Origin of the sequence: Streptomyces sp. NPDC003023, from assembly GCF_042888225.1 — a bacterium.
GTDB lineage: Bacteria > Actinomycetota > Actinomycetes > Streptomycetales > Streptomycetaceae > Streptomyces.
This window is the reverse complement of the sequence record NZ_JBIAPL010000014.1, coordinates 1-14,365: the sequence shown is the minus strand read 5'-3', so window position 1 is coordinate 14,365 and position 14,365 is coordinate 1. Positions and strand designations below refer to the sequence as shown.

Here is a 14,365-nt window from a genome sequence, read left to right as displayed (position 1 = left end):
TCTACAGACTCCCCAGGACGGCGTCGAGCGCCTGGTCCATCTCGTCGGCGGTCAGTTCCTCCGCGGCCTGCAGCGCGGCGGCGGTGCGCACCGCGTCGGCGGCCGCGTGTGCCGCGGGCCGCGGCTGGGCGATCTCCAGCAGCCGGGCGAGTACGCCGCTGTGCTGCAGTTGCTCCGCGCTCACCCGCTCGAGCGCCCACCGGGCAGCCTGGGCGGGGTCGGCGGGCGGGCCGGTCTGCTCGGGTTCCCGGTCGAAGTCCAGCCGTATGTACAGGAAGTCGGCGATCGCCCGGGGGGTGGGGTAGTCGAACGCCATGGTGCTGGGCAGCGCCGCCTGCACGTACTTGGACAGCCGGTTGCGCACTTCGACCGCCATCAGCGAGTCCAGGCCGAAGTCCTTGAGCCGCTTGTCGGCCGGCACCGCGGCCGCGTCGGCGAGGCCGAGCACGTCGGCGATCTCGTTCTGCACCGTGGTGAGCAGCGACGCGACGCGCTCGTCGCGGGACAGGCCGGCGAGACGCTCGGCGAACGACTCCGTCTGCGGGGCCTGCGCGCGTACCTGCCGCAGTTGCGGCCGCACCAGCGAGCGCAGCAGCGGCACGGCCTCGCCGGTGTTTCCGCGCAGTGAGGTGAGGTCCAGCTTCAGCGGGACCAGCAGGGTCTCCGTCCGGGCCAGCGCCGTGTCCAGCAGGGCCATGCCCTCCTGTGTCGTCAGTGCCTGGGCGCCGCGCCGGCGTACCCGGCGCAGTTCCACGTCGCCGAACTGCGCGGTCATCCCCGTGCCGCCCTGGGCCCACAGGCCCCAGGCGAGACTGGCCGCGGGCAGGCCGCGTTTGCGCCGGTGGGCGGCGAGCGCGTCCAGGAAGGCGTTGGCGGCCGCGTAGTTGCTCTGGCCGGGTGCGCCGAGGGTGCCTGCCGCGGAGGAGAACAGGACGAACGCGGCGAGGTCGAGGTCCTCGGTCAGTTCGTGCAGATGGAGGGCGCCCGCCACCTTGGGTTCCAGTACCCGCCGGAACCGTTCGGTGCTCTGGTTGTGCACCACGCCGTCGTCCAGCACGGCCGCCAGGTGCAGCACGGCGGTGAGCGGGCGGTCGGCGGGGACGGCGGCCAGTACCGAGGCGACGTCGTCGCGGCGGGAGACGTCGCAGGCGGCGACGGTGACGGACTCGGCGCCCGCCTCCTTCAGCTGCCGGACCAGTTCGCCGGTGCCCGGCGCGTTTGGGCCGCGGCGTGAGGTCAGCACCAGGTGCCGTATGCCGTGTTCGCCGACCAGGTGGTGGGCCACCAGCCGGCCCAGTTCCCCGGTGCCGCCGGTGAGCAGTGCGGTGCCGTCCGTGTCCAGGGCGCGCGGCACGGTGAGGACGATCTTGCCCACGTGCCGGCCCTGCGCCATGTGGCGGAACGCCGCGGGTGCCTCGCGCACGTCGAACGCCTCGTACGGCAGCGGTGCGAGGATGCCCTGTTCCATCAGTGCGGCGATGACCCGCAGCATCTCCTGGATCCGGTCGGCGCCGCTGTCGCGCAGGTCGTACGCCTGGTAGATGACTTCGGGGTGGTCGGCCGCGACCTGCTCGGCGTCCCTGATGTCGGTCTTGCCCATCTCCAGGAAGCGTCCGCCGCCGGGCATCAGCCGCAGCGACGCGTCGACGAACGTGCCGGTGAGGGAGTTGAGTACGACGTCGACACCGCGGCCTCGGGTGGCGTCGCGGAACAGTGCCTCGAACGCGGTGTCCCGTGAGGAGGCGATCCGGTCGCCCGGCAGTCCCAGCCGGCGCAGCATGTCCCACTTGCCCGGCCCGGCCGTCCCGTACGCCTCGGCGCCGAAGTGCCGGGCGAGTTGCAGGGCGGCCATGCCGACGCCGCCCGCGGCCGCGTGCACCAGCAGTCGTTCCCCGGCGCGCAGCCGGGCCAGGTCGTGCAGACCGTAGTAGGCGGTGAGGAACACCAGCGGCACCGTCGCCGCCCGCGCGAACGACAGGCCGGCCGGGATCGGCACCATCAGGCGGGCGTCCACGCACACCTCGGTGCCGAACGTGCCCGTCGCCAGGCCCATCACCCGGTCGCCCGGGCGCAGGCCGGTGACGTCGGGGGCCGTCTCGACGACGACACCGGCGCATTCGAGGCCGAGCCGGGGCGAGTAGACGATGTCGAGCGCGTTGAGGACGTCCCGGAAGTTCATGCCGGAGGCCCGGACCGCCACCCTGATGTGGCCGGCCGGCAGCGGCTCGCTCCCGGTGGGGTGGAACTCGAAGGTGTCCAGCCGTCCGCGTTCCCGGATGTCGAGGTGCCACGGTGCGCCGCCCGGTTCCGGGGCTGTCCGGGGGTCGGGCGCCGGAGTCCGCTGCAGCCGCGGCACCAGGACGGTCTCGCCCCGCAGCACCAGCTCCGGCTCCCCCACGACGGCGAGCGCCCGGGCGAGCAGACCGGGGTCGCTCACGTCGGAGCCGACGTCGACCAGGCGCAGCGACCGGGCGGGGTGCTCGGCGCGCACCGCGCGCAGCAGTCCGGCCAGCGGCGCGTGGGTGAGCGACGCCGCGGGGTCCTCCGGCCGGGCGGCGACGGCGTCCCGGGTGATCCACACGATCTCGCAGTCGTCCAGCAGCGGGTCGGACAGGAAGCTCTGCACCTGGTGCAGCGCCCGGACCACCGCGTCCTGGGCCTCCTGCGCGTCCGGGGCGGGCCGGGCCGCGTCCGGGGCGGGCGTGTCGGGGGTGCCGGCCGGAGTGCCGGCCGGAGTGCCGGTCAGGTCGACGACGATGCGGGACGGGGGGACTTCGCCGAAGTCGGGCAGGCTGCTGCCGGTGGCCGCCGGCGTGACGCCCAGCCATGCGCCGGCGATGCCGCCGGTGCCGACGAGCGCGGTCCCCCCGGTGTCCGGGGTTCCGGTGTCCGGGGTTCCGGTGCCGGTGTCCGGGGTTCCGGTGCCGGTGTCCGGGGTTCCGGTGCCGGTGCCGGTGTCCAGGGCGAGTTGCCGGTAGTGGATGCGGTAGAGGTCCTCGGACCCGCTCTGCCCGGCGGCGGCCTCGCGCAGCCGGGCTGTGTCGGCCCGGCGGGCCTCGAGCCCGCCGACGGTGAGGACCGGCTCGCCCGTGGTGTCGGCGACCAGGAGCCGCACCGTGTTCTCGCCGGTGTGTTCGGCCCGTATACGCAGTTCGGTGCCGCCGGTGGCGTGGAGTTCGACGTCCCGCCAGGCGAACGGCATCAGGACGCTGCCGGCCTCCGCCGGGTCCTTTCCGTCGCCTGCGTCGACCGGTCCGGCTGCCGCGAGCAGGTGCAGGGCGGCGTCCAGCAGCGCCGGGTGGATGCCGTGACCGGCGACCGTGTCGGACGCGGCGGCCGTGACGGCGCTCGCGGAGGCGGTGTCCGTCCCGGGGGCGGCGCCGGGCAGTCGTACGACCCCGTACAGGGCGTCGCCCGACCGCCAGGCCTCGGTCAGCCCCTGGAAGAGCGGACCGTACTGAAGCCCCTGCGCGTGGCAGCGTTCGTAGAAGCCGCCGAGGTCGATACGGCCGTCGCCGGCCGCCGGCCAGGCAGGGCCGCTGAGCGCCCCGGCCGCCGGGCTGTTCGTGGAGTCGTCGAGCTCGCCGGTGGCGTGCCGGGTCCACGTACCGGTGTCGGCCGTGTTCTCCGGCCGGCTGTGCACGGACAGGGAACGCCGTCCCCGGTCGTCGGGGGCACCGACCCGCACCTGCAACCGCATCGGGACGCCGGGGTGCAGCACCAGCGGCTGGGCCAGGGTCAGTTCACCGACCCGCGCCGCGCCGACCGCCCGCGCCGCGGCGAGCGCCATGTCGAGCAGCCCGGTGCCGGGCACGAGGACCGTTCCGGTGATCGCATGGTCGGCCAGCCAGGGCTGGTCCTGTGTGGAGATCCGCCCGGTGAGCAGATGCCCGTCGCCGTCGGCGACCGTGGTGGCCGCCCCCAGCCAGGAGTGCCCGGAGGCGACCAGGCCCAGGGAACCGGCGTCGCCCGCGCCCGCCGCCCTGCCCGCCGCCGGCTCGGGCCAGTAACGCTGCCGCTGGAAGGCGTAGGTGGGCAGCTCCACCGGCGTGGCGGCCTCGGGAAGGAACGCGCGGAAGTCCACCGGGTGGCCCTCGCTGTGCAGAACGGCGAGCGAGCGCAACAGCTGCGCCATGTCACCCCGTTCGCGTGCCAGGCTGCCGACCACGACACCGCCGCCCGCGGCGCAGGCGTCGGTCAGCGGCATTCCCAGCACCGGGTGCGGGCTGATCTCGACGAACACCCCGAACCCGGCTGCGGAGAGGCTCTGCAGGGCCCGGTCGAGGCGGACGGTCTCCCGCAGGTTGCGGCACCAGTAGGCGGCGTCCAGCGTGTCGCCGTCCACGACCGTGCCGGTGACCGTCGAGCAGAACGGAACGGACCAGGCACGCGGACGGAGACCGGCCAGGTCGGCCGCCAGAGCGGGAAGGATCGGGTCCATGTGCGCGCTGTGCCCGGCCGCGTCGGACTGGACCCGGCGGCAGAACACCTCGCGCCCCTCCATCTCGGTCAGCAGGCGCTCCACGGCGTCGGCGTCGCCGGAGACCACCGTGGAGGTGGCCGTGTTGACCACCGCGACGGACAGCGCGTCCCCGTACGGTGCGATCAGCTCCTCGACCTCGGCGACCGGCAGCTCCAGCAACGCCATCGCACCGCGCCCGCTGCACTCCCGCAGCAGCGCCTGGCTGCGCAGCGCCACCAGACGGGCACCGTCCTCGAGGGACAGCGCCCCGGCGACCACCGCGGCGGGAACCTCGCCCTGGCTGCTGCCGACCACAGCGGCCGGCTCGACACCCAGGGCACGCCACTGGGCCGCCAGGCCGATCATGACCGTGAAGAGCGCGGGCTGCAGCACGTCGATCCGGTCGAACGGCGGCAGCGCATCGTCCGACAGGCCGCTCTCCGGTGCCGCGAGCAGCGCCAGCACGGACCATCCCGTCCAGGGCAGCAGAGCGGCGTCGCACTCCTCCACCGCCTCGCGGAACACCGGTGACTGCACGAGCAGTTGCCGGCCCATCCCGCGCCACTGGCTGCCCTGCCCGGGGAAGACGAAGACGGCCTTGCCCCGGTCGCGCGCCGTGCCGGTCACCAACTGAGGATGCGACACGCCGTCCACCAGGGCTCGCAGGGCCGCGACCGCCTCGGCGGCGGTCTCCGCGACGGCCCCCGCACGGTGCTCCAGGTGGGTGCGGCGGGTGGCGGCGGTGGCGGCGACGTCCCGCAGCGGTGTGTCGGGGTGGGCGATCAGCCAGTCGGCCCAGCGTCCGGCCTGTGCCCGCAGCGCGTCCTCGTCGGTGCCCGACACGACCAGCGGCACGACCGCCGGCGCCGAGGGCTCGACCGTCGCGGCGGACGCGGGGGCATGTGTGGCGGTGGGTGCTTCTTCGATGAGGACGTGGGCGTTGGTGCCGCTCAGGCCGAAGGAGGAGATGCCGGCGCGGCGGGTGCGCTCGCTCTTCTGCCAGGGCTGATCGTGTTGGAGGAGGGTCAGGCCGCTTCTGTCCCATTCGATGTGGGGGCTGGGTTCGTCGGCGTGCAGGGTCCGGGGCAGTGTCTCGTGCTGGAGGGCGAGGATCATCTTCATGACGCCGACGACCCCGGCGGCGGCCTGGGTGTGGCCGAGGTTCGACTTGGCCGACCCGAGGAACACCCGCTGTTCACCGAAGACTTCGGCGAGTGCGCCGGCCTCGATCGGGTCGCCGAGAGAGGTGCCGGTGCCGTGTGCCTCGATCGCGTCGATGTCGGCGGGGGCGAGGCGGGCGGCCGCGAGTGCGTCGTGGATGACGCGCTGCTGGGAGGGCCCGTTCGGGGCGGTCAGTCCGTTGCTGGCGCCGTCCTGGTTGACCGAGGAGCCGCGAATGACGGCCAGGACACGGTCGCCGTCCCGCTCGGCCGCCGAAAGCCGCTTCAGCACCAGAACGCCCGCACCCTCGGCCCAGATGGCGCCGTCGGCCCGGGCGGAGAAGCTCTTGCACCGCCCGTCCTTGGCCGTCCCCTTCAACCGGCTGAACTCCACGAAGGTCGACGGCGTCGACATCACGGTGACACCGCCGACGAGGGCCAGATCGCACTCACCCTGCCGCAGGGCGCCCGCCGCCAGGTGCAGGGCGACGAGGGAGGAGGAGCAGGCGGTGTCGATGGTGACGGCCGGGCCCTGCAGGCCCAGCGCGTAGGAGATACGGCCGGAAATCACACTGCTGGCGTTGCCGGTGCTCATGTAGCCGTCGAGGGCGTCGAGGCCCTGGCCCTGACGGTCGTAGTCCGAGCTCATCGCGCCGAGGTAGACGCCGGTACGGCTCTCCCGTAGCGAGTCGGGGCGGATACCGGCGCGCTCCAGCGCCTCCCAGGACGCTTCCAGGACCAGGCGCTGCTGGGGGTCCATCGACTGCGCCTCACGCGGGCTGATGCCGAAGAACGCTGCGTCGAAGTCCTCGACACCGTCGAGGAATCCGCCCTCTCGGGTGTAGCTCTTGCCGACCGCTTCCGGGTCCGGGTCGTACAGATCCAGGTTCTCCCAGCGGGAGGGGAACGGGCCGATGGCGTCGCCGCCCGAGGAGAGGAGGTCCCAGAAGCCTTCGGGGGTGTCGATGCCGCCCGGCAGGCGGCAGGCCATCGACACGACGGCGATCGGGTCGTCGGCCGTGCCGTGCCCGAGCGCGGGGGTTGCCGACGGGCGACTCGCCGCCACGGTCACGGTGGCCAGGTCGAGACGGTCGAGGAGGAGGCCGGCGACGGCGGCGGGGGTGGGGTAGTCGAAGGCGAGGGTGGCGGGCAGGGCGACCTCGGTCGCCGCGGACAGCCGGCGGCGCAGTTCGACCGCCATCAGCGAGTCCAGGCCGAGCTCCTTGAACGCCTGGTGGTCGCCGACGCCCTCCGCACTGGACGCGCCCAGCACGACCGACGCCTCCTCACGCACCAACTGCACCAGATGCGGAAGACGTTCCGCCTCCGGAAGCGCCACCAGCAGGTCACGCAACGCCGTCGCCCGGCCGCCGGAGGTGGCGGCACCAGCGGTGGGGCGGGTGCGCTTCCTGCGCACCAGTGCCCGCAGCAGGGCGGGCGGGTCCTCGACCCGCGCCGTCTCGAGCTTGATCGGGACGAGGTGGGCGTGCGGCTGGAGCAGAGCCGCGTCCAGCGCGGCGAGCGCCTGCTGCTGGGTCAGCGCCCCGAAACCCTGACGCCGCATCCGGGCCACGTCCGCCTGCCCCAACGCCGCGGTCAACCCGATCCCGGCCTGCTGCCACAAACCCCACGACAGGCTGGTGGCGGCAAGCCCTTGGCCGCGGCGGTGGGTGGCGAGCGTGTCCAGGGCCGTGTTCGCGGCGGCGTAGGTGCTCTGGCCGGGGCTGCCGAGGACGCCGGAGGCGGAGGAGTAGAGGACGAACGCGGCAAGGTCGAAGCCGAGTTCACGGGTGAGGTGGTGGAGGTGGAGTGCGCTCTCGGTCTTGGGGGCGAGGACACCGGTGAGACGGTCGGGGTTCTGGTCGGCGAGGAGTCCGTCGTCGAGGACGGCGGCGAGGTGGAACACGCCGGTCCATGGGTGAGCGGTGTCCGTGCTGGTGAGCAGGTTGCGGACCTGGGCACGGTCGGCCACGTCGCACGCGACGACCTCCACGCTGTCGGCACCCGCTGCGGTCAACTCCCCCACCAGGTCGGACACACCGGGAGCGTCAGCGCCCCGGCGGGAGGTCAGCACGAGACGCCGCACGCCGTGCTCGCGGACCAGGTGGCGGGCCAGAGCCTGGCCCAACTCCCCCGTTCCGCCGGTGATGAGTACCGTCCCGGCAGGATCGAGGGCACGGGCCTGTGTGTCGGCGTCAGCGGATGCCCGGACCAGGCGGGCGGACAGCACCTGACCGTCGCGCACGACCAGTTCGGGCTCGTCCGCGATGTGCAGGGCCGCTGTCAGGTCATCGGTGTCGGTGTCGATCAGGCGGATCATCCGCTCCGGGTGCTCACTGCGTGCCGAACGCACCAGACCCCACAACGACGCCTGGCCCACGTTCGTGGCGTCCTCGCCGACCGCGCCACACGTCACCAGCACGATCTCGGACACGGCCTCATCAGCCAACGCCTGCTGCAGTTCGGCCAGGCCACGTCCGGCGACCTCCGTCACCGAACCCGACCAGCCGCGTGCGTCGATCACCAGCCGGTCTGCGTCACGCGCCGGCGGCGAACCGGCCGTGACCGGCCGGAACTCCACCCGATACAGGTGATCCACCGAGGTCGCAGCCGCGCGGATCTGCTCCGACGTGGCCTGCCGCACCTGGAGGCCCTCGATCCGGGCGACGGGGCTGCCGTTCTCGTCGGCCACCTGGATCCGGGCCGTCGAGGTCTCGCTGTCCATCTCGGCACGTACCCGCAGCACGGAGCCCGCCACCGCCTCCAGGCTCACCCCCGCCCACTCGAACGGCAGCAGCACGCTGTCTCCCGCGCTCTGTTCGCCCGCCGCTGCGATGAGGGTGTGCAGGGCGGTGTCGAGGAGTGCGGGGTGGATGCCGTAACCGTCGGTGGAGACGTCTTCGGGAAGATGAACCAGACCGTAGGCGGTGTCGCCGTCACGCCACAGTTCGCTCAGGCCCCGGAACGCGAGCCCGTATTCGATGCCGATGGTGTCCAGACGCTCGTAGAAACCGTCCAGGTCCACCCGCTGCGCACCGGGCACCGGCCACTGCGCCAACGCCTCGAAGCCGTCCGAGGCGAGGACCGGTGTCTCGCTCAACTCACCGGCCGCATGCCGGGTCCACTCACCGTCATCACCACGCCGACTGTAGAGCGCAAACGGACGACGCCCATCAGGTGCGGGTGCACCCACCGTCGCCTGGAGACGCAGTTCGCCCTCCTCCGGAACGACCAGGGCCTCCAGGAGAGTCAGTTCCTCCACCCGGCCCGCACCCACGAAATAACCTGCAGACAGGGCGAGTTCGAGCAACGCGGTGCCGGGAACGATCACCGTGCCGAACACCGCATGATCGGCCAACCACGGAAACACACGCAGCGAGACACGACCACTGAACACATGGCCCTCACCGTCGGCCAGCGCGGTCACCGCACCCAGCCACGGATGCCCCGCCGCCTCCAACCCCACCGAGGCGACGTCGCCCGAGGTGGACACCTGCTGCCAGAAGCGTTCGCGTTGGAAGGCGTAGGTGGGCAGGTCGATGCGGGTGGCGCCGGTTCCCTCGAACAGGGGGGTCCAGTCGATGTCCTGGCCGAGTACGTGCAGTTCCGTCAGTGCGTTCAACACCCCGGCGACCTCACCCGCACCCCGCCGGGCACTGGCGACGAACCGGCCGGCGGACTCTTCCGCCACGCCCTCGCTGCCCATGGCCGTCAGCACGGCCCGCGGACCGCATTCGACGTAGCGGCCCGGTCCGGCGTCCTCCAGGGTGCGTACGGCGTCCCAGAAGCGCACCGCTTCACGTACCTGGGTCACCCAGTAGGCGGGCGAGCGCATGCCCTCGCTCGCCGCGAGGTCCCTTCCCATCCAGGCGCCGGTCACCGACGACACGAGAGGGATCCGGGGTTCGGCGAACCGGCATCCGGTGGCGATCTCGGCGAACTCGTCCAGCATGGTGTCCATGTGTGCGCTGTGGAACGCGTGTGACACTTCGAGGCGCCGTGTGCGCCGCCCCTCGCCGGCGAAGTGCTGTTCCACCTGTTCCACGGATGCGGCGTCGCCGCTCACCACCACCTGGGCCGGACCGTTGACCCCTGCTACCGACACCTGTCCGGGCACGGACTGCAGGACGGCCACGACCTCGGCTTCCGCGGCCTCCACCGAGGCCATCACACCACCTGGTTCGCAGGTCTGCATCAGCCTGCCGCGTGCCACGACAAGACGCGCAGCGTCCTCGAGGGACAGGACGCCTGCGACGTGTGCCGCCGCCAGTTCTCCCACCGAGTGTCCCGCCACCACGGATGCGGACAGTCCCCAGGACTCCCACAGCCGGAACAGCGCCACCTCGAACGCGAACAGCCCGGGCTGGGCGAACTCCGTCCGTTCCAGTGCGGTCGCGTCGGAGCCAAACACCACGTCCTTCAGCGAACGGCCCAAAAGGCCGTCCACCACGGCGCAGATCTGGTCGAACGCCTCGGCGAACACCCGAAACGCGTCGTACAACTCCCGCCCCATCCCTGCCCTCTGGCTTCCCTGGCCGGGGAACAGGAACGCCACGCCACCGGCCGTCGAGGGGGTGGCGGTAGCGGTGACCACACCCGTGGCGGAGCGCCCCTCCCCCACGGCCCGCAACCCCGCGACCGTCTCTGCCACCGAAGCGGCGACCACACCCGCGCGGCGTTCGAAACGGGTCCGTCGCGCAGCGGAGAACGCCACATCGGCGAGATCCGGCTCCGCGCCGCCACGGGACTCCAGCCAGTCGGCGAGGCGGGCAGCGTTGTCCCGCAACGCACCCTCGTCACGACCCGACACCACCACCGGGAGTGCGGGCAGCCGACGGTCCCGGTTCTGCGAGGGCTCCGCGGGTACCACCGCCGGAGCCTCCTCCAGCACCACGTGGGCGTTGGTGCCGCTCAGGCCGAAGGAGGAGATGCCGGCGCGGCGGGTGCGCTCGCCCTTGTGCCAGGGCTGATCGTGTTGGAGGAGGGTCAGGCCGCTGCTGTCCCAGTCGATGTGGGGGCTGGGTTCGTCGGCGTGCAGGGTCCGGGGCAGTGTCTCGTGCTGGAGGGCGAGGATCATCTTCATGACGCCGACGACCCCGGCGGCAGCCTGGGTGTGGCCGAGGTTCGACTTGGCGGATCCGAGGAACACCCGGTGTTCGCCGAAGACTTCGGCGAGTGCGCCGGCCTCGATCGGGTCGCCGAGGGATGTGCCGGTGCCGTGTGCCTCGATCGCGTCGATGTCGGCGGGGGTGAGCTGGGAAAACGCGAGTGCGTCGTGGATGACGCGCTGCTGGGAGGGTCCGTTGGGGGCGGTCAGTCCGTTGCTGGCGCCGTCCTGGTTGACCGCGGAGCCGCGAATGACGGCCAGGACACGGTCGCCGTCCCGCTCGGCCGCCGACAGCCGCTTCAGCACCAGAACGCCCGCACCCTCGGACAGCCCGGTCCCGTCGGCCTGGCCGGAGAAGCTCTTGGAACGCCCGTCGGCAGAAGCTCCCTTGAGGCGGCTGAACTCCACGAAGGTCGACGGCGTCGACATCACGGTGACACCGCCGACGAGGGCGAGGTCGCACTCACCCTGTCGCAGCGCCGTGGCCGCCAGGTGCAGGGCGACGAGGGAGGAGGAGCAGGCGGTGTCGACGGTGACTGCCGGGCCCTGCAGGCCCAGCGCGTACGACACGCGGCCGGACACCACACTGCTCGCGTTGCCGGTGCTGACGTATCCGTCGAGCGCCTCGAGATCATGGCCCTGCTGATTGCCGTAGTCGGCACTCATCGCACCGAGGTAGACACCAGTACGGCTCTCCCGCAGCGAGTCGGGGCGGATACCGGCGCGCTCCAGCGCCTCCCAGGACGCTTCCAGGACCAGGCGCTGCTGCGGGTCCATCGACTGCGCCTCACGCGGACTGATGCCGAAGAACGCGGCGTCGAAGTCCTCGACCCCGTCGACGAATCCGCCCTCACGGGCGTAGCTCTTGCCGACCGCTTCCGGGTCCGGGTCGTACAGATCCAGGTTCTCCCAGCGGGAGGGGAACGGGCCGATGGCGTCGCCGCCCGAGGAGAGGAGCTCCCAGAAGCCTTCGGGGGTGTCGATGCCGCCCGGCAGACGGCACGCCATCGACACGACGGCGATCGGCTCCGTGCGCGCCGCACGCTCCGTGCTGAGTTCCTTCTCGGTCTCGACCAGGGCAGTGGTGGCGCGACGGAGGTAGGACTCGAGCTTCTCAACTTCGGACGCGGTCATGCGTCACACTCCAAGCTTGCGGTCGAGGAACTGGAGAAGGTCTTCTGTGCTGCCGGCTTCGATCTCGATCTCCGGCACGTCAGGGACGACGGTCCGTGCGAGTCCGTCCTTGAGCTCCAGGAGGCGGGAAACCAGTCCCTGCTTCTCGAGTTGTTGCGGAGTCGCGGCACGCAGGAGGTCCACCAGGTTGTCGATCTGTGTCTTCGTGACGTGTGAACCAGCGGCCGTGGAGGCGGCGGTCCGGGCGTCAGCGGCCTGCGCCGACGCCTCGGAGGTGTGACGGTCGAGGAGGAGGCCGGCGACGGCGGCGGGGGTGGGGTAGTCGAAGGCGAGGGTGGCGGGCAGGGCGGAGCCGGTCCGGGCCGACAGGCGACGGCGCAGTTCGACCGCCATCAGCGAGTCCAGGCCGAGCTCCTTGAACGCCTGGTGGTCGCCGACGCCCTCCGAACTGGACGCGCCCAGCACGACCGACGCCTCCTCACGCACCAACTGCACCAGATGCGGAAGACGTTCCGCCTCCGGCATCCCCGCGAGCAGCTCACGCAACGCCGTCGCCCGGCCGCCGGAGGTGGCGGCACCGGCAGTGGGGCGGGTGCGCTTCCTGCGCACCAGTGCCCGCAGCAGGGCGGGCGGGTCCTCGACCCGCGCCGTCTCGAGCCGGATCGGCACGAGGTGGGCGTGCGGCTGGAGCAGAGCCGCGTCCAATGCGGCGAGCGCCTGCTGCTGGGTCAGAGCCCCGAAACCCTGACGCCGCATCCGGGCCACGTCCGCCTGACCCAACGCCGCGGTCAACCCGATCCCGGCCTGCTGCCACAAACCCCACGACAGGCTGGTGGCGGCAAGCCCCTGGCCGCGGCGGTGGGTGGCGAGCGTGTCCAGGGCCGTGTTCGCCGCAGCGTAGGTGCTCTGGCCGGCCGTGCCCAGCACACCGGACGCGGACGAGAACAACACGAACGCCGCCAGATCAAAACCGAGCTCACGGGTGAGATCGTGCAGGTGCAACGCACCCTCGGTCTTGGGAGCGAGGACAACGGTCAGACGGTCGGGGTCCTGCCCTTGCAGGAGACCGTCGTCCAGAACTCCTGCGAGGTGGAACAAGCCCGTCCACGGGTGGGCCGGGTCCACGCCGGTGAGCAGGGCGCGGACCTGCGCACGGTCGGCCACATCACACGCGACGACCTCCACACTGTCGGCACCCGCCCCGGTCAACTCCCCCACCAGGTCGGACACACCGGGAGCGTCAGCACCCCGGCGGGACGTCAGCACGAGACGCCGCACGCCATGCACACGGACCAGGTGGCGGGCCAGGGCCTGGCCCAACTCCCCCGTACCGCCCGTGATGAGTACCGTCCCGGCAGGATCGAGGGCACGGGCCTGTGTGTCGACGTCAGCGGATGCCCGGACCAGGCGGGCGGCCAGGATGCGGCCTGCGCGGACCATCAGTTCGGGCTCGTCCGCCACGGACAGGGCCGACGTCAGACTCTCGTCGGTGTCGGTGTCGGTGTCGATCAGGCGGATCACCCGCTCCGGGTGCTCACTGCGCGCCGAACGCACCAGACCCCACAACGACGCCTGGCCCACGTTCGTGGCGTCCTCGCCGACCGCACCACACGTCACCAGCACGATCTCGGCTGTGTCGCCGGACAGGGCTTGCTGCAGTTCGGTCAGACCCCGTCCGGCGACCTCCGTCACCGAACCCGACCAGCCCCGTGCATCCACGACCAGCCGGTCTGCGTCACGCGCCGGCGGCGAACCGGCCGTGACCGGCTGGAACTCCAGCCGATACAGGTGGTCCACGGACACCGAAGCGGCGGCGCGGATCTGTTCCGCCGTGGCTTTCCTCAGCAGCAGCCCTTCCACCACCGCGACGGGGACACCGGCTTCGTCGGCCACCTGGATCCGGGCCGTCGAGGTCTCGCTGTCCATCTCGGCCCGGACCCGCAGCACGGAGCCCGCCACCGCCTCCAGGCTCACCCCCGCCCACTCGAACGGCAGCAGCACTCCGTCCGTAGGACTCGACTCCGTCATGGAGGCCTTGATCACGTGCAGGGCGGTGTCGAGGAGTGCGGGGTGGATTCCGTAACCGTCGGTCGAGGCGTCTTCGGGAAGATGAACCAGACCGTAGGCGGTGCCGCCGTCACGCCACAGTTCACTCAGGCCCCGGAACGCGGGCCCGTATTCGATGCCGATGGTGTCCAGACGCTCGTAGAAGCCGTCCAGGCCCACCCGTTGGGCGCCGGCCACCGGCCACTGCGCCAACGCCTCGAACCCGTCCGAGGCGAGGACCGGTGCCTCGCTCAACTCACCGGCCGCATGCCGGGTCCACTCACCGTCATCACCACGCCGACTGTAGAGCGCAAACGGACGACGCCCATCAGGTGCGGGTGCACCCACCGTCGCCTGGAGCCGCAGTTCGCCCTCCTCCGGAACAACCAGGGCCTCCAGGAGAGTCAGTTCCTCCACCCGCCCCGCACCCACGAAATAGCCTGCAGACAAGGCCAG

General features: G+C 72.2%; 2 protein-coding genes. Both read right to left on the bottom strand.

What is annotated here, in order from left to right; all coding sequences use genetic code 11:
* Position 1 precedes the first annotated feature (1 nt).
* A complete protein-coding gene (locus ACFYV1_RS31240) occupies positions 2-11,863 on the bottom strand; it encodes an SDR family NAD(P)-dependent oxidoreductase (protein ID WP_389398993.1) in 11,862 nt (3,953 codons plus the stop codon).
* Positions 11,864-11,866: 3 nt separating this feature from the next.
* Positions 11,867-14,365: SDR family NAD(P)-dependent oxidoreductase (locus ACFYV1_RS31235; RefSeq protein WP_389398992.1), on the bottom strand; the 2,499-nt coding region annotated here is incomplete at its 5' end.